This window comes from Paenibacillus sp. RRE4, from assembly GCF_031844205.1.
GTDB lineage: Bacteria > Bacillota > Bacilli > Paenibacillales > Paenibacillaceae > Paenibacillus > Paenibacillus xylanexedens_B.
Genome location: NZ_JAUZUT010000001.1, coordinates 3,103,005 through 3,120,419, shown reverse-complemented (window position 1 = coordinate 3,120,419; position 17,415 = coordinate 3,103,005). Strand labels below are relative to the sequence as shown.

14 protein-coding genes are annotated in these 17,415 nt (G+C 48.3%); 12 read left to right on the top strand and 2 right to left on the bottom strand.

From position 1 onward, the window contains the following. Positions 1–29 precede the first annotated feature (29 nt). From Q9R46_RS13980 to glsA, 5 genes are all read left to right on the top strand, one after another. On the top strand, positions 30–941 hold the full coding sequence (locus Q9R46_RS13980; protein ID WP_311281031.1) for a LytR/AlgR family response regulator transcription factor: 912 nt from the start codon (positions 30–32) through the stop codon (positions 939–941). A gap of 216 nt (positions 942–1,157) precedes the next feature. Continuing rightward, a complete protein-coding gene (locus tag Q9R46_RS13975; RefSeq protein WP_311281030.1) occupies positions 1,158–2,405 on the top strand; it encodes an L-lactate MFS transporter in 1,248 nt (415 codons plus the stop codon). A 363-nt stretch (positions 2,406–2,768) separates the two neighbouring features. Then, complete coding sequence (locus Q9R46_RS13970) at positions 2,769–3,251, top strand: GNAT family N-acetyltransferase (protein WP_145331902.1); 483 nt, start codon at positions 2,769–2,771, stop codon at positions 3,249–3,251. Positions 3,252–3,372: 121 nt separating this feature from the next. Beyond that, a complete protein-coding gene (locus tag Q9R46_RS13965) occupies positions 3,373–4,545 on the top strand; it encodes an LOG family protein (RefSeq protein WP_311280445.1) in 1,173 nt (390 codons plus the stop codon). 279 nt (positions 4,546–4,824) lie between these two features. Next, positions 4,825–5,766, top strand: coding sequence for a glutaminase A (gene glsA / locus Q9R46_RS13960; protein WP_311280444.1), 942 nt, complete (start codon positions 4,825–4,827; stop codon positions 5,764–5,766). Positions 5,767–6,006: 240 nt separating this feature from the next. Here glsA and Q9R46_RS13955 read toward each other — a convergent pair whose 3' ends face one another. Continuing rightward, a complete protein-coding gene (locus Q9R46_RS13955) occupies positions 6,007–6,360 on the bottom strand; it encodes a YolD-like family protein (RefSeq protein WP_311280443.1) in 354 nt (117 codons plus the stop codon). Further along, entirely contained in the window at positions 6,357–7,601 is a 1,245-nt protein-coding gene (locus Q9R46_RS13950) for a DNA polymerase IV (protein WP_145415534.1), read from the bottom strand. Before Q9R46_RS13950 ends, Q9R46_RS13955 begins: the two co-directional genes overlap by 4 nt. An 869-nt stretch (positions 7,602–8,470) precedes the next feature. Here Q9R46_RS13950 and Q9R46_RS13945 point away from each other — a divergent pair. From Q9R46_RS13945 to Q9R46_RS13915, 7 genes are all read left to right on the top strand, one after another. Beyond that, positions 8,471–10,696 (top strand): hypothetical protein, encoded by a 2,226-nt coding sequence (locus Q9R46_RS13945; RefSeq protein WP_311280442.1) that lies wholly within the window; start codon positions 8,471–8,473, stop codon positions 10,694–10,696. A gap of 47 nt (positions 10,697–10,743) precedes the next feature. Next, the gene (locus Q9R46_RS13940) at positions 10,744–11,955 is read left to right on the top strand and encodes a HEAT repeat domain-containing protein (RefSeq protein WP_154888335.1); all 1,212 of its coding nucleotides are present in this window, start codon (positions 10,744–10,746) and stop codon (positions 11,953–11,955) included. Between the two features lie 22 nt (positions 11,956–11,977). After that, positions 11,978–13,378, top strand: a complete 1,401-nt coding sequence (locus Q9R46_RS13935) for a glycosyltransferase family 2 protein (RefSeq protein WP_186809635.1) — start codon at positions 11,978–11,980, stop codon at positions 13,376–13,378. A gap of 228 nt (positions 13,379–13,606) precedes the next feature. After that, positions 13,607–14,410 (top strand): response regulator transcription factor, encoded by an 804-nt coding sequence (locus Q9R46_RS13930; protein ID WP_090922675.1) that lies wholly within the window; start codon positions 13,607–13,609, stop codon positions 14,408–14,410. A gap of 175 nt (positions 14,411–14,585) precedes the next feature. Continuing rightward, on the top strand, positions 14,586–15,953 hold the full coding sequence (locus Q9R46_RS13925; RefSeq protein WP_090922673.1) for a nucleotide sugar dehydrogenase: 1,368 nt from the start codon (positions 14,586–14,588) through the stop codon (positions 15,951–15,953). Between the two features lie 8 nt (positions 15,954–15,961). Continuing rightward, positions 15,962–16,909 (top strand): hypothetical protein, encoded by a 948-nt coding sequence (locus Q9R46_RS13920; RefSeq protein WP_311280441.1) that lies wholly within the window; start codon positions 15,962–15,964, stop codon positions 16,907–16,909. 126 nt (positions 16,910–17,035) lie between these two features. Next, positions 17,036–17,380: a DUF3139 domain-containing protein gene (locus Q9R46_RS13915; protein ID WP_145415528.1), complete on the top strand. Its 345-nt coding sequence runs from the start codon at positions 17,036–17,038 to the stop codon at positions 17,378–17,380. Positions 17,381–17,415 lie beyond the last annotated feature (35 nt).

Genomic DNA, 17,415 nt, shown 5'->3' with positions numbered 1-17,415 from the left:
GCATGTTGAACGGATTAGACAAAAGAAGAATGCGAGCACTAATTGTAGAAGATGAAATTCCGGCAAGTGAGGAACTGAGTTATTTAATTCAGGAGCATAGCCGGATCGAGGTTGTGGAATGTCTGGAAGATGGCCTGGATGTGCTTAAGTTTTTGCAGGAGCAGGAAGTGGATGTACTATTTCTCGATATTAACATTCCTTCGCTGGACGGTATGATGCTGGCTCATCATATTGGCAAGTTTGCACGTAAACCTTACATCGTATTTACGACTGCGTATAAGGAGCATGCGGCTGAGGCTTTTGAACTGGAAGCATTTGATTATATTTTGAAGCCTTATGACGAGAAGCGGATCGCAGCCATGTTGCACAAGCTGGAGCTGACCTTCAAACGCGATCAGGAGCAAACGGAGAACTTGGATAGCCGAACGCAGAGTGAGAACCAGGCATATCGGCGCCCAGAGGGACATTCAACAACGAATGATCATGGGGCTCAGCGTGGATATGACACCAAAGAAGATCAGGTTCGCTTTGGCACACGACAGGCGCAGCAAGGGCTGGAGCAACGAGCAGTATCTTCCAGTTCTCCATCACATACGGCGGATCATCTGACGGGAACACGGATCAATCTGTTACGCAACGACAACATCATTGTTACCGATTCGGCAGATATCTATTATGCGGAGGCTCAGGAGAAGGTCACCAAGGTGTATACCAAAAACGGAGAGTTCACCATGCCGGTTAGCATTTCCGATTTTCACAGCCGCTTGCCGCAAGATACCTTCTTCCGGTGCCATCGTTCCTATCTCGTTAACCTTGCCCAAATTCGTGAGATTGTGCCGTGGTTTAACAATACGTATCTGCTCCGTCTGCGTGATCTGGAAGCTGAAGTTCCGGTCAGTCGTGGCAAGGTCAAAGAATTCAGGCAGCTCATGCGCATATAACGGCATTTCATTCCGCTTCTGATGCAACTCATGCTCAAAACGGCTCGATGAATCCCCTTTCATGTATGATGGTCTTGTGAACGCATTCAAGTATGTTTGAATGGTACAGAGAACGTTCAGCATGTCACAGACATCGGCAAAGGGGAGATTACGATGAAAGCAGCTATTTCATCCGCTTCATCAGCATTGAATTCAACAAAGACATCATCTATACCTATGAATCGCTGGCTTATTGTACTGGGTACGATTATTGTACAGATGGGGCTTGGTACGATCTACACTTGGAGTTTATTTAATCAACCGTTGTCTGATCGTTTCGGATGGGACGTCAGCTCGGTCGCGATAACTTTTTCGATTACAAGTTTTGCTCTGGCATTTGCTACGTTGTTTGCGGGCCGATTGCAGGAGCGCTGGGGTCTCCAGCGTCTAATTCGGGTAGCCGGTATCGTGCTCGGGCTGGGACTTATTTTGAGTTCTCAGGTTAGCTCGTTAACGCTTCTGTATCTGCTGGCCGGTTTTGTGGTCGGTTTCGCGGACGGTACAGCGTATATTACTTCTCTATCCAATCTGATCAAATGGTTCCCTGAACGTAAAGGTCTGATTTCGGGTATTTCGGTAGGTGCTTTTGGTACCGGCAGTCTGTTGTTTAAATATGTGAACTCCGCGCTAATTAGTGCGGTTGGTCCAGTGCAAGCCTTTATGTACTGGGGCGTGATCGTTCTTGTATTCGTTGTTGCAGGATCATTCCTGATCCGTGAAGCGGTGGTTCGTGAACAGTCTCCGGCGAGTGCTAAAGAGGGGACGGTTAACGAAACAGCAGAAGTCCGTCATGAGTATACAGTCAAAGAAATGCTTCGTACAAAAGAAGCGTATATGCTTTTCGGTATTTTCTTCACAGCATGTATGAGCGGTCTGTATCTGATCGGCATTGTCAAAGACATTGGCGTACAGCTCGCAGGTCTTAACGTAGCAACGGCTGCGAACGCGGTTGCGATGGTTGCTATTTTTAACACGGCGGGCCGAATTATTCTGGGTGCGCTGTCGGACAAAGTAGGACGGATGAAGGTCATTGCCGGAGCATTACTGGTTACAGCCGTAGCAGTCATGACGCTCAGTCTGGTGCCGCTAAACTTTGGGATTTTCTTCGCTTGTGTGGCAGCGATTGCTTTCTGTTTTGGCGGTAACATTACCGTGTTCCCAGCGATTGTGGCCGATTACTTCGGTTTGAAAAATCAAAGCAAAAACTACGGCGTGATCTACCAAGGGTTCGGATTTGGTGCTCTGGCCGGATCATTCATCAGCGCGTTGCTAGGTGGTTTCCATCTCACCTTTATCGTCATCGCGGTGCTCTGTGCGGTATCACTGCTGATGGCACTGATCATCACACCTCCAGGTACAAGCCTGCGGGCACGTGATTCCCATAAAAAACAGATGCAGTTCAACCCGTCATCGCGGGCAAGTTAAGTTGTAGTTATTCCGCTGTACAGATCCATATCTACGTATCACAGCATCACAGAGACGTAGCGAATGGACATCGTATTGGGGTAAGAACGAATACAAAAAGCTAATAACAGATGAATGGCAAGCGGTCTCCGACGAGGCCGTTTTTACTTTTTTGAAAAAGCTTCACAAATCCCCAAATCTCCACTGTCGAGTGTAGTAGATACGTGACCACGCGGACGTACATCCCGAGATGTGCATTGCTACCTTTGCTTCTGTTATACTTTAGGTGAATCAAAGGCAAACTGTACTCGATGACGCGCTGTAAAATGATATACGGGTGCGACACGATGACATTGAAATGATCTATCCCAAGGAGGCATATTCATGAACTTTGTGAAATACACAGAACCGGACTTTGAACATTATTATGCACTCGTTTCCAATGAGGACGTCATGAAGCACATTACCGAGCGTGCGATTCCGGAGGCGGAAGCCAGAACTCAGTTCGATGCCATGCTGGATTACAATCTTCGTTCTTTATGCGGACACTACCTTGTGACCACGCAGGATGATGCGGGTGTGGCCTACGCCAAATTGATTCTGGATGAAGATAACCCAAGCCGGGCAGAGATGGGGTATATGATTCTACCGGAGCATTGGGGCAAAGGTCAGGGCACGGCTATCGCGTCCCGCCTGATTATTCAGGCTCAGGCTGCGGATATTGAGGTTCTATATGCCGTTATTGATCCTTCCAATGCGGCATCCCGTCAGATTTTGCTTAGACAGAATTTTGAATCGACTTGGGTGGGAGACTACGACGGTTTGCCAGGGGAGATTCTGGAGTTGAATCTGCGTCCTAACAGATAAAGACGTTAGAACACATGAAAGTACATGCTGAAACATGCTGCAGCCGCTTATAAAGCGGCTTTTTTCTGTGCAATCTATATAAGATAGAGCCGCCCTAAATTACATGTAAGAGGAGAGCATTATGATAAAATCATTGGAATGGATTACGCATCCTCCGTTTAACCCTATTCATGATAAGCTTTATACTCCCTTTGAGTTGCTTAAGGGTTTTAATGCGGATGATGCACGGAGCCTATTAGCCACGCCAGATTTTCGGTGTTTTACATATTTTCATCAACAAGGAGGTACAACCGTCTCAGATCCTTATGCTGCGATGATGGAGGCTGTGCATGATACATCTGTTGTACGCGAAATGAACGGATTTCTGGCAACGCAGTTACAGGCAGGCCGTCGTCCTGTTGCAATTATGGGAGGACATCGGGAGAGACGAGGAAGCGAAACCTATCGTAAAGTAGCACGAATTGCCCAGAAGCTATCAGAATCTGGTTTTATTGTCGTTAGCGGTGGTGGACCTGGTTGTATGGAAGCAACACATCTTGGTGCTCTTCACGCTGGACGGTCTGCAGACTGCCTTGAATCTGCAATGAAACGTTTGGAGGAGGAACCGTTTGACGTATTCCCGGAAAACATGAGCAATATTATCGGTAAAGATGGGCAGACCTTTAATGAAGAATTATTAAGTAAGCTCCATAAATGGATGCTTCCCGCATGGGAAATAGCAAATGAACTCAAGGATCAACTCAGCCCACTCAATTGCAGTTTGGCACTGCCGACCTGGCATTATGGCCACGAGCCGTTTACTCCGTTTGCTACCCACGTTGCGAAATACTTCCTCAATAGCATACGGGAAGATGTGCTTCTTACACTGGCTTCCTGCGGTATCATTTTTTCGGAGGGGCGGGGAGGCACAATCCAGGAAGTGTTCCAGGACGCCGCTCAAGTCTATTACCGTGAGAATGACGCGTATAATAAGGCTCCAATTACTTCAATGCTGTTTCTTGACAGCCGGTTCTGGACAAATTCAGAAACCCCTGATGAAAGGATGCACATGCCAGTGATGGGTTTGCTTCATCAACTTTTCGTCGGTACCAAAAATATGACAGAAGAGGAATTCAAACGTTATATTCGGGTTGTCGATGATGCTGATGAAGCCGTAAACACCATTATTGAAAATGCACATTCCGCGACTCAGGTCGTGCACAAACTTGCCAGAATTGGCATTAGCAATATTGATTCGGAGCTTATGGCTGAAAGAGCGGAAGATTTTGTTAACCAGCGAGGAAAACAAGACTGAAATATGATTCATGGAATTTGGAAAAATGAAGGAACAGCCCCATCGTGACCCACGAACAACCTAATTCAAAGAATAGAAAAAAGTCCCCATAAAAGCTGTTACTCTAGCAGCTTTTTTGTTTTCCCTGTAGAAATTCGTGTAACTTTACGTACCACAGGGTAATGCATAGGATAGAATAAGGAGTATAAGGTGTCTTGCCTGAGTACAGCGCCCCGTTGTATTGCAGGGCTAGTATCTCGTGTAAGATACTTCTATAGATAAAAGTGGAGGAGATGACATATGAGTGATTCAACGATAGAACGACTGAATGCCCTGTTGCCCGAGTGGCTGGAGACCAGCCGCCTGCATACGGGACAGGGGAAAGTAGCTTCCTATATTCCGGAGCTGGTCAAAGCATCGCAGGATGATCTGGGAATACATATTATGGACGCCGAAGGAAACCATGTGTCTGCCGGGGATTGCGGTGTTCCTTTTACCATGCAAAGTATCTCCAAAGTGTTCACACTGATTCTGGCCCTGATGGATCATGGGGAAGAAGCAGTCTTCTTTAATGTAGGAAAAGAACCAACCGGCGATGATTACGACTCCATGATCAAGCTCGAACTGGTTGAACCAGGCATTCCGTTTAATCCCCTCATTAATGCGGGGGCGATCACCGTATCCTCACTTGTAGGTGGGGATTGTAAGGAAGAGAAGTCTCGCCGTATTCTTGAATTTTTCCGCAAGTTAGCACACAATGAACGATTGGGTTATAACGAAGACGTTTTTCGCTCCGAGTCCGAAAGTGGCCACCTGAATCGCTCCCTCGCTTATTTCCTCAAACATAACGGTGTCATCAAAGATGATGTGGAAGATGTGCTGGCAGTTTATTTCCGCCATTGTTCTATTGAAGTTACCTGTGCTGACCTGGCTCGCATGGCACTTGTTCTCGCTCATGATGGAACCGATCCGATTACCAGCGAAGAACTCATTCCCCGCCGTTATGTGCAGATCGCCAAAACCTTTATGACCACCTGCGGGATGTACAATGCTTCTGGTGAATTTGCCATCGAGGTTGGATTGCCCGCCAAAAGTGGTGTTTCTGGTGGAATACTGACGCTTGTTCCGGGACAATTCGGCATCGGTGTGGTTGGCCCGGCACTTAATCGCAAAGGCAACAGCCTCGCTGGCGTTCATCTGCTCGAGCGTCTGTCCAAGGAGTTCGACTGGAGTTTTTTCTAATATTAAAAAAGCAACGTAATGGTTACCCTTCTAAGGCAGTGGATAAATCGGATTTCGGGTATTTTGCTTCTTTTGAACGAGGCAGAATGCACAGACATCGGTTTTATCGACTGCTTTTTTATGTTCTTAAAGTATAGTAGGGATACGGTCCTGCACAACGTGAAGCTGCTACATCTATCAATGGGTTCCCACTATGTCTATATGTGAAGAAATGCTCATTTTGCTACATCACGCACATGTTTATTCATCCATCCATTCACCTGCTGGAGTCACACCTGTAATGAGATTCATCTGAAGATCCCGATTCCCGTCATCGGTTAGCAGTCTGAGTGTACGGGCAGGGCGATCCAATCGGAGCACACGTCCGGTATAAGAAACGTCATCATGCTCGTGGAACAGCGTGATCGTAACGCGGTCGCCAAGTACCATGGAGTTGCTCAGCAAACGGGACATTTCATCTGCGGCCTGGGCATCCAGGGAGGGACGAGTGCGGGGGGCAAGCTGCTCCTGATGAAGAATATAGGCTTCCCGATGTTCGGGAAGCATCATGCGTGAGGATTCAAAAAGTCCGTTTTGTTGCAATTTTTTACTCATCTATAGTGACCTCCAATTTTATGAGAACGATCCTGCGCCTGAGCGGACGAGCACAGAGATGAAGCACGCATGATAGCGGTATCTCCGAACTTGCGCTTGATATCATCCGTGGCTCGCTCCAGTTCTCTCTTGCGTTCGCGGTCGTCAAACCAGGACAGTTGTACTTCTGAATCGGGTACAAGTCCGCTCAGCGACACATGGATGCGTCTTATGGGTAATCCGTCCCAATGGCGCAGAAACAGAGCTGCCGCCGCATCATATACTTCATCTGTGATGTTGGTCGGTTCATTCACCTTCATTTGACGGGAAAAACCGGTTGGCCGGTCGTAATCCTGTCCGCGACACCCGACCGAAACGACATGCCCCATGAGTGATTTGTCCCGGGAACGTCGGCTGACTAGTTCTGCGAGCTCCAGCAACACAACCTTAATCTCTTCCCAGGTCTCGTAATCCCGTGGTAGCGTCATCTGATGTCCGATCCCCTGCTGCTGGTGTGTGTATGTTCCGGGTTTTACCGGAGAATCATCTATACCGCGGGCGATACGCCATAACACTTCACCATTTACACCCCAGCGCTCCTTGAGCCGGGATAGCGGTGTATTCGCCAGATCACCAATCGTATGAACGCCCATTTTGTAGAGATGCTGTGCCATGCGTGAACCAACCATGAACATATCGCGTACAGGTTTTTCCCAGATCGTGGAGGGCATATCCTTCCTTGGCAGGGTGTAGATGCCGCCAGGGACCTTTTTGGCATAAAGGTCACAGGCCATTTTGCTGACGACCTTGGTATCGCTGATGCCGATCCGAATGTAAACACCTGTTTCATCCATCACTTTGGATTGAATGCTGCGTGCAATTGTTTCGGGACTGCCGAACAGATCGAGGCTTCCCGTGACGTCGAGAAATTGCTCATCGATACTGTAGGGCTCCACGAGATCCGTATAGGACTGGAGAATACGTGTAATATGAAGGGATACGCGGATGTATTCGGCCATTCTTGGGCGAATAACGACAACATCTGGACATTTGGCAAGCGCCTCTCCCAGTCGTTCTGCGGTTGTAATACCGTAGGACTTGGCGAGAGGACACGCCGCCAGAATGATACCTGAACGCCTCGCCGGGTCACCAGCTACAACGAGGGGGCGATCCCTGTACTCAGGATGTGCAGACTTCTCCACACTGGCGTAAAATGACTGGCAGTCTGCCAGCATGATGACACGTCTGTCTTGGCGGGGCATGATGTTTCCTCTCCTTATCTGCAATTCTTGATGTTGCTCCTGTCGTCTGATCCTTGCAGAGAGCTGTTCATTTACAGTTTATTTACAGTATGGAACAAGTGTTCCTGTTTTATAAGCATAAAGGACAATTCAAAATGCGGCAACCGGAATTATTTTGCAAATTGGACACAATTATACGCTGAGCAGACTAGGGACATGAAATAGGAAATAAGATGTGGCTTTTTACATTTAATGTGAGAGATCTGTGACCTCTGGGCGATGACTGGTAGTTCATTTTGATTTTTGTAAAAGTGTCGTTCATGGACAGAGTCCTAGATAGGGGGACTGATGTCCTTTTTTCATTTTCAGTACTTTTCAGAAAACCTTGATAGGACGCGGATTTTCAGTGATGCGTTATCGGACTATAGTATCAATTTTGTCATCTTTATGGTTAATACTGTAAAAAACGCGAAACTTTAAAATGTTACTCGCGTTTAATGGGGTATATGTTTTTCGGGGGAAGAGTGCCTGCATCCGCGTTGCACATAACAATATTACGTGAAGATGTGCAGGATAAGCAGGGCATTCATCTTTGCTTTTCGGCAGATCACGAATGTAAAAAGACCGCAAACGGGATTGTTGCCTTGGAGTGCTGGCGGGTGGCTCAACGGGCTGAGTATGGGCAGAACGTTCCATATCATGTTTGCTTCCATCAGCCTAGTTACAATGCAGAGGCTTAGCGCTATAGTGAGAACTACACCGCTGACATCTCTACCAAGCGGACATCCGAAGCGGAATGATCGTATGTTTCCTGCATAGGGTTGTGCAATGCATGAACCCGATCTATGGGGAAGCAGGATGCATACTAGAGAGGTGAGCAATCAGAAGTCATGAGCAGACAACGACGAAGACGCTGGTTACTGACAGCTTTGACAGGCGCCTTGGTGGTGACTGGCGGAATACTTGCCGGATGGCATTACATGCAGCCAAAGCTTGTTACGTATACAGCGGAGAACGGCACGGAAATGAAATTCAAGACCGATGGAGACCGGTTCATGCAATACGGGCCGGATGGAACGTGGAAGGAAATGTTCGTTAAAGGGGTGAACCTGGGGGCCACTTCGCCGGGACATTACCCGGGAGAGTTTCCGCTCACCGAGGAGGATTACCTGCGCTGGTTCGAGCAGATTCAGGATTTGGGCGCGAATGTGATTCGGGTCTATACCGTCCACCAGCCGATTTTTTACTCCGCACTGGTCGATTATAATCGCGGCCGGGAGCAGCCGTTATATTTTATACAAGGCATATGGTCACCCGAGGAGGAATTGATCGAAAAGCAGGATGCCTATGCCGATCATATTGAACAGAGGTTCAAGCAGGAGATTGAAAAAGCAGTATCCGCCGTATATGGCGATGCAGACATACCTGCCAAGAATGGAGAGTCCAGCGGCAAGTACAGAACCAATGCGGGAAAATACTTGATGGCTTGGCATGTAGGTACCGAGTGGGACCCGGGGATGGTGAACAACACCAATAAGGTGCATGCGGATGTGCCGCAGTACAAGGGTGTTCACTTTTCCGGGAGTGCAGAAGCATCACCGTTTGAAAATTGGTTAGCAGAGCTACTGGACTACACGGCGGTTCAGGAGAAAAAGTATGGATGGGAACATCCGATGACGTTTACCAACTGGGTTACAACCGATGTGCTGGATCATCCGGGTGAGCCGCTCTATGAGGAGGATATGGTCAGTGTAGATGCACGGCATATTCAGCCGGAAGCATGGGATGGAGGTTATTTTGCCGCCTATCACGTGTACCCTTATTATCCGGATCTATTCCACATCGATAAGACGCTGCAAACCATCAAGGATGAAAAAGGCGAGTACAACACGTACAAAAGCTATCTGCACAAGCTCAAAGCCGAGTTTTCCGATATGCCTGTAATGATTACAGAGTATGGTGTGCCATCCTCACTTGGGATATCTCATCTAGGTATGGGTGGACGAAATCAAGGCGGGCATAACGAGGTGCAACAGGGAGACATTGACGCTTCGCTTACGCAGGATATTTATGACGAAGGGTATGCAGGAGCGATTCTGTTTATGTGGCAGGATGAGTGGTTCAAAAAAACCTGGAACACGATGCCGCTTGAAATTCCGGCAGATCGCCGGGCATACTGGCTAAACGTGTTAACCAACGAAAAGATGTTTGGTTTGCTGGCCATGGATCCAGGAAAACAGGAACAGCTGACTATAGATGGCAAGCTGGATGACTGGGACAAGCTGAAGGATGAAGAAGTTCAGGTCTGGCAAGGACAGGTGAACGGTATTCAGGAAATGAAAATGACCCATGATGAAGCTTACCTGTATGTGGGCCTGACACTGAATCAGCCATTTGACCCGGAGAAGACCGTGCTTCGCATTGGAACAGATACGCTTGCCGGCGGCAGTCAGCCAAGTAACATGTTGCCAGGCAAAACGCTAAGTGACGGACTGGAAACGGTCATCACATTGGGTAAAGATAACGAGTCCCAGGTACAGATTGCCAAGGATTATGATTTCAACCAGCGTCTGTATGGCAATGACGGATATAACATGATTCCAGACGAGCAATTGAAGTCAGCTGATCCGTTCCATCCGTGGGAACTGGCTGTCAGTCTGAAGATGACCCCGCCGGATACCCGCTCAGCGCATCCATTCATGGCGGAGAACGTGGGAACGTTAAAGCGAGGCACGACAGCTCCAGGACAGGCAGACACTGATTCGTTAACAGCCTGGCAGTATAACGGCAATCAGGTGGAGATACGAATTCCGTGGATGCTTCTTGGCTTCGGTGATCCGAGCTCCTTGCAGGCGATTGAATACGGACCGCTGAAAAACGGCCGGGAGTTTTCTACGACTACCGTTGAAGGTATCACGCTGGTTCCGTGGTTGACGGATCGTTCCACGAAGCAGGTATCCTGGCCTGGGGGCGAGCAATCAACGCTGGATTTGAAAACTTTACCCGTCTACAGCTGGAAACCTTGGGAGCAGGTCGAATATAGCGAAAGACTTAAGTTAAGCTATGAAAAAATGCGGCAGAGCTACGAAAAAATGCCTAGTTTTCAGATCGAATAAATCAGCATAGAACATCATAAGCGAGTATAAAAGGAGGACTTTTTCACATGTTCCAGAGTTTAGCTTTGGCCTATTGGTTTTTGATCGCCTGCATTGCACTTGTGATTGTAGGCGTCATCGTGCTGTTTGCCATGAAAATGTCCCACAACGGCAAACGACGCAAAACCGCTTTGTATGAAATGAAGCAACGAGACTATTTCACGTATCTGCAGACCGCATTGACGGAGAACAGCCCACTCAAGCTGCCGCCAGGCAAGCTTGCTCCGCTGGAGCGCCGGGTTATTCAGGACAAGCTCATTGAATGGATTGACCAGTTCAAGGGAGAGTATCGTGACAAGCTGATCGAACTGTGCCGCGAGGCCGGATTCGTCGAACACGATCTGAAAGAGCTGGGCCGTCTGCGTTACGGACGTCAGATTGATGCAGCATATCGTCTCGGAGGCATGCGCTGTCCCGAAGCAGTTCCAGGTTTAATGGAGCTTCTCAAGGATGAGAAGCCGGGTCCTATGGCGATCATGATTGGACGTTCGATCGCGAGATGTACAACCCGGCATGGCGAGTTGAAAGACATGCTTACACTGCTTTTAACGAAAGGAAAATCGATTCATCATCTGGCTGCGGACATCTTATTGGAAGCAAACCTGGATACGAGTCGTGTGCTGATCGAATTGCTTGAGGATCGCAACCCTGATTTTGTCAAAGTAGGACTTGTGGCGATGTGGGGACAAGCGGTGCCGGAAGTAATGCCTGCACTCCACAGACTCGTCGGAGCAGAGCATGAGGATGTTCGTGCCGAAGCAGTGAAGCTGTATCTCAGTGCAAGTCCAGCACTTAAGGATGAGACGATTCTGAAGCTGATCCAGGACACCGATCCGGAAGTTCGGGCGGAAGTGGTACAGGCACTTGGTTTGAAGCATGCATCAGGCAGCATCCCGTTGCTGCGCAAGGCGCTTCGCGATGAAGACTGGAGAGTTCGCTATAACAGCGCGGAAAGTTTGAGTAAGCTGGGCGAACCGGGATTCGAAGCTTTGTGTCAGGCAGCAGTGCAAGGAACGGGTGCAGAGCGCGAGATTGCCATGCAGCAGATCGAGAGCACGATGCAGCATTCGGGAACCGACCACAAGGCGGTAGAGCAGATGATTGCACATAACAAAAAAAGACTGCTGTACGAACGTTATTTTGGCCCGGTGCGCGGCGAAAACCGTACAACCAAGAAACGCACAGGCGTTGCAACAGTAGGAGGGGATTACACTGCTTAGAGATTTATTGCTAATCTACGGTATGGTCGCCATCTATTATGTGGTGTTTGTTAATACGCTTTATTTTTCCATACTGGCCTTATCATTTCGTAACATCTGGACGATCTTCCGGAGGTCACATTACTCCAAGTACAACACGTTATCCGGCTCGGAACTGGTTCCTTCGGTATCCCTGCTGGTGCCAGCGTACAACGAGGAACTGACGATTATTGAAAATGTAAACTGCCTCATGACACTGAACTATCCAACGTATGAAGTTATTGTCATTAATGATGGTTCGAACGACTCCACCTTGAAGGTGTTGCTGGAAGAATACCGGCTGAAGCCGGTGCCGAATACGCAGATTCGCGGAAAAATCTCCTGTCAGAAGATTCGCGGCATCTATCATAACCCGGACTTCCCGGATCTGTATGTCATCGACAAGGAGAATGGTGGTAAGGCCGACTCCCTCAACGCAGGGATTAATTTGTCCCATTATCCACTGATCTCTTCCATCGATGCCGATTCACTTCTGGAGAAAGACGCTTTGATCCGCATGGCACGCATGTATATGGAGAATCCGGAAGAGACTGTTGCGATTGGTGGGGATGTCCGCATTGCCAACGGCTGCAAAATCGAAAACGGTGCGGTACAGGACGTATCCTTGCCACGCAAGATTTGGCCGATGTTCCAATCTATCGAGTATTTGAAAGCTTTCCTCGGCGGGCGAATCGGCTGGAGCCACATGAATGGTCTGATCATCGTCTCTGGCGCATTCGGCATGTTCCGTAAGGATGCTGTTATTGCCGTAGGTGGATACCGCGACGGTTACCCAGGTGAGGACATGAACATTATTATCAAGCTTCACCGCTATATGCTGGAAAATAAACTCAAATACCGCGTCGCCTTCTGTCCTGAAGCGGTGTGCTGGACACAAGCGCCAGATTCGTACCGCATTTTGTCTAGCCAACGCAAACGCTGGGGCCGCGGGAATCTGAAAAACATGCTGGAAAATCGTGGTATGTTATTCAATCCGAAATATAAGGTCATGGGGTTAATCACCATGCCATATAACGTTATTTTCGAAGCACTGAATCCGTATTTCCGTATTACCGGACTGATCGCTCTGGCTGGATACGTGCTTCTGGACATGACCCAGTGGCCGATCCTCGTTTTGTTTGGCCTGCTGAACTTTGTGAGCGGATATCTGCTGAGTGTAGGGGCATTGATTCTGGAGGAGATTGCATTCAAACGGTATAACAAGCTGTCCGATCTGGTCAAAATGCTTGTCTACTCCGCCCTGAAATTTGTGGGATATCATCAGCTCGGCGTGCTGTGGAGATTGCAGGGACACATTCAGTTTTTGCAAAACAACAATTCATGGGGGACCATGACACGTCAAAGCTGGTCTGAGGAATCCAAGGATGCAAGCAAAGCGGCTTAACTGTAACAACATTATAGATGTTCAACTCCATTTTTACACGATGACGGAGAGGACAGAAATAATCTGAAAAAGCGTAGCGTTCACCTTTATCACTGGATTTTTCCCTTGAGAAAAGGGGATCAAAAAAATCCGGGGATAACAGTGATTGGAAGATTGTTCTGTCATCGGAGTATTTGTGTAAACGACTTGTTGAACTTGTATAGAACATGAAGAAGGGTGGAAAAGAACATGCCAAATACGGCGACATTGCAGCGTGAGGCTGCCGTTAATGTGTACCGCAATGTAGAACAGGGATTGAAGGAAACGGGTGCCGAGGCTTGTGGCTTAATGTTCATTCACTGTGCAGGTCAGGTTCAGCCGGAGCAGCAGGTCAGGACACATCTGGAGCAGGCGGGATATACGTCGTTCCAGGTATGGCAGGATAGTCATACACAGGCCATTGCTGTGCTGCTTCCAGGGCTTACGCTCGATGAAGTTCACTATGAAGGACTTCGTATCAAGCATGAGTTGCAGGAGAGTGCTCCTGGTGCTGATCCGCAGATCACACTGGCCAGTTTCCCGCCGGGGGAGCGCCCTTCGAAGGCAACGATCCAGCATATGGCCGAATCTTCGAAGCTTGTGGATTCATCGGAAATTCATATCTATACGCTGGAACATACGGCGGATGACCCCGAACGGATTCTGATCGTGGATAATGATCCGACGGTTCGAGAATTTTTGCAGCTGCGTTTGAAAATGCAGGGATATGAAACCTATGAAGCAGTGGATGGACTCGCTGCACTCGACCTGATCGAGAAAGTGACACCTGATCTGGTGCTGACGGAGCTAAATCTGTATGGCATCGACGGGCTTCCATTCATTCACCATATCCAGAAGCTGGAGATGGAGCAACCGCCTAAAATCGTCGTGTTGACCGAACAGCGGGTGGAGCAGACGATCAGCCAATGTTTCAGTAGCGGGGTAGACGATTATATGACCAAACCGTTCTCTCCTGTGGAGCTGGACGCCCGGATCAGACGCTGCCTGCACTAGAAGATAAGTAGATTAGAGTCACAACGCTTAAATACAACCACATCTAATATGATCTGAACTATTTTTTACACATTAACAGCGATCAGAAGGTTATTCTGTCATCGAAGTGTCCGTGTAAATCCCCTTAGTTCAGCTCATATAAGCAACATCAAATATATTGCGCGGAGGGAATATCATGGAGAATCAACAATTTCACACTTTACTGAACGCGATCGAAAATAAAGAAGCGGTACTGGGCGTTGTCGGCCTCGGTTACGTCGGCCTTCCCCTTGCGGTGGAGATGGTCAATCAAGGGTTCACCGTCATCGGCATTGACCTGGATGCTTCCAAAGTCGACAGCATCTACAATGGAGATTCCTATATTCACGATATTTCGTCCGACGAATTGAAGAAAGTAATGCAAAGCGGTCGTTTCCAGCCAACAACAGACTACAGCATGCTGCGTGTCATTGATGCACTGAGTATTTGCGTACCAACGCCGCTCAGCGAAAATCAGGACCCGGATACCTCTTACATCGAGACGGTTGTGGATCAGATTAAACTGCATATGAAACCAGGCATGCTGATCACACTGGAAAGTACGACGTATCCAGGTACAACGGAAGAGTTGATCCAGCAGGAGCTGGACAAAATCGGACATGAGGCGGGCAAAGACTATTTCCTGTGCTTCTCACCTGAACGAGTGGACCCATCCAACGGTCGTTTCACCACATTTAATACACCGAAGGTCATCGGCGGTACAACGGAAGCTTGTCTGAAACTAGGCACTGCGCTGTACAGCAAATATGTAGAGACTGTGGTTCCGGTATCTTCGCCTAAAGTAGCGGAAATGTCCAAACTGCTGGAGAACACATTCCGCAGTGTCAACATTGCCTTTGTCAATGAAATGGCGATGATGTGTGACCGTATGGGCATCGATATTTGGGAGGTTATTGACGCGGCTGCGACGAAACCGTTTGGCTTTATGCCATTCTATCCAGGTCCGGGTATTGGCGGACACTGCATCCCGCTCGACCCGATGTATCTGTCGTGGAAGGCCAAAGGATTCCGTTTTTATAGCAAATTTATTGAACTGGCGCAATCCACCAATGACAATATGCCGTACTATGTACTGAATAAAACCTCAACAATCCTGAATGAATACGCGAAGTCTGTTCGCAAATCGAACATTCTCCTGCTCGGCATGTCGTACAAACCGAATATTGCCGATCTGCGTGAATCACCAGGACTGGAAGTATACGAGCTGTTCAAGGAAAGCGGCGCAAACGTTAACTATTATGACCCGCATGCAGAATCATTCAAGGACAAACACGGCGAAACGGTACACAGCCAAGCCTTTAACCTGGAGCAGTTCAAAACGTATGATTGCATCGTGCTGATCACCAACCACAGCGACTTGCCTTATTATGATATTGCGGAACTGGGTGTACCTATTCTGGATACACGTAATGCATTCCGCACGTACAATCATTCACACATTTACAAGATCGGTCACTCGGTACAACATCCTGTGTTTGCACCAAGTGAAGCGGTTCTCGTCTGAGGCGACTGATGAGAATACAGGGCAAGTGGGCAGGGAAGGCGAAATGGGCTATTGTGGCTGTGGTGTTCTGCCTGCTGCTCCTGTCCTGGCTGTTCAAATGGTTTTCGCATGAGGAACACAAGGCAACCTGGCTGTGGGATACGTCAATCATCATCAAGCAGACACCTGAGATTATCGCGTTCTCCAAGGAACAGGGCGTGGATACCATTTTCCTGCAAGTTCAGGATGAGGTGCCCGACGAGGCTTATCGCAAGTTCATTGCGGCTGCGAGCAATGCCGAGATCGAAGTGCACGCGCTGAATGGTCATGCCGACTGGGCTTATCGCGAGAACCGCGCAGAAGGACTTGCTTTTATAGAACGAGTTCGGGCATACAATTCTTCTTCTGCGAAGAATGAACGCTTTGAAGGCATTCAGCTCGATGTCGAGCCGTACCAGTTAAAACGCTGGGAGAACGAGGAGAGCAGTGTCATTGCCGAGTGGCAGAACAATATGGAGGTCTGGACGGAAGCCGGAAAGGCTGCAGGACTGTATATGAGCGCAGCGATTCCATTCTGGCTGGATGCCCGTCAGTCGGCTGGGGGCAAGGAAACGTTCAGTCGCTGGGTCATCTCCCGTTTCGATGCCGTTGCGATTATGGCTTATCGGGACAGCGGGCAGCAGATGTACGATCTGTCCAAGGAAGAGCTGGCTGAAGCGGATGATCTGGGCAAGAAGGTCTGGATTGGAGCAGAACTCGCGGACACACACGAGGGAGATCACCTGACCTTTTTCCGCAAACCCATCAGCAATATGGACGAAGAGATGCAGAAGGTGTTTGAACTCGGTGCCTCACACTCATCGTTTGCAGGTGTGGCTGTGCATCATTATGAGGCCTGGTATGCCAAGCAAAACGGAATTCCGCTGGCCCGCAAGACCGAGAAACCGAAAGAAGAATCACAATCACAAACGAAGTAGTTTAGGCTTCAACATGAAGTTAGTGATCATCCCTTCTGGGCAAATCAGCGGGTATTCGTTCCTGTTGTTTGCAGCTCAGAAGGGATTTTTATATCATTTAGAGCATGTGGAAATGGAGGTTTCACTATGTCGAAAAGAGTAAAAATCAGTTTGTTTGCTACTCTGGCGTTCGTTGCGGTGATATCTGGATGGGTGTACCTCAGCTTATTTGGTAATCCGGTGCAAATGAATGATGCTGAAGAGAAAGTCAGGGCCTACTTAATTCAACAAAAGGGATATTCGCCTGAAGAAATGATAGAGGTAACGGGTAACTATTCCTTCAAAAGCTCAGAGGCTCCTTATGGTGCTTCCGTAATATTCGCTGACGATGTTAATAATAAGTATCATTATAGTCTTTTCAAGGACGGGCACATTAAGCAGTACAGTTATACGGGTGATCATCCTATACATCTGGAATCTCCGATTAGATAAAAGTCATCTTCATTTGTTTTCGTTGTTCTCGTATG

Bases quoted from the DNA above. Each gene is read 5' to 3' on its own strand.
- Q9R46_RS13915 (WP_145415528.1), top strand. From the start codon at position 17,036: ATGTCGAAAAGAGTAAAAATCAGTTTGTTTGCTACTCTGGCGTTCGTT.
- Q9R46_RS13970 (WP_145331902.1), top strand. From the start codon at position 2,769: ATGAACTTTGTGAAATACACAGAACCGGACTTTGAACATTATTATGCA.
- Q9R46_RS13945 (WP_311280442.1), top strand. From the start codon at position 8,471: ATGAGCAGACAACGACGAAGACGCTGGTTACTGACAGCTTTGACAGGC.
- glsA (WP_311280444.1), top strand. From the start codon at position 4,825: ATGAGTGATTCAACGATAGAACGACTGAATGCCCTGTTGCCCGAGTGG.
- Q9R46_RS13925 (WP_090922673.1), top strand. From the start codon at position 14,586: ATGGAGAATCAACAATTTCACACTTTACTGAACGCGATCGAAAATAAA.
- Q9R46_RS13930 (WP_090922675.1), top strand. From the start codon at position 13,607: ATGCCAAATACGGCGACATTGCAGCGTGAGGCTGCCGTTAATGTGTAC.
- Q9R46_RS13950 (WP_145415534.1), bottom strand. From the start codon at position 7,601: ATGCCCCGCCAAGACAGACGTGTCATCATGCTGGCAGACTGCCAGTCA.
- Q9R46_RS13920 (WP_311280441.1), top strand. From the start codon at position 15,962: ATGAGAATACAGGGCAAGTGGGCAGGGAAGGCGAAATGGGCTATTGTG.
- Q9R46_RS13940 (WP_154888335.1), top strand. From the start codon at position 10,744: ATGTTCCAGAGTTTAGCTTTGGCCTATTGGTTTTTGATCGCCTGCATT.
- Q9R46_RS13955 (WP_311280443.1), bottom strand. From the start codon at position 6,360: ATGAGTAAAAAATTGCAACAAAACGGACTTTTTGAATCCTCACGCATG.
- Q9R46_RS13975 (WP_311281030.1), top strand. From the start codon at position 1,158: ATGAATCGCTGGCTTATTGTACTGGGTACGATTATTGTACAGATGGGG.
- Q9R46_RS13965 (WP_311280445.1), top strand. From the start codon at position 3,373: ATGATAAAATCATTGGAATGGATTACGCATCCTCCGTTTAACCCTATT.
- Q9R46_RS13980 (WP_311281031.1), top strand. From the start codon at position 30: ATGCGAGCACTAATTGTAGAAGATGAAATTCCGGCAAGTGAGGAACTG.
- Q9R46_RS13935 (WP_186809635.1), top strand. From the start codon at position 11,978: ATGGTCGCCATCTATTATGTGGTGTTTGTTAATACGCTTTATTTTTCC.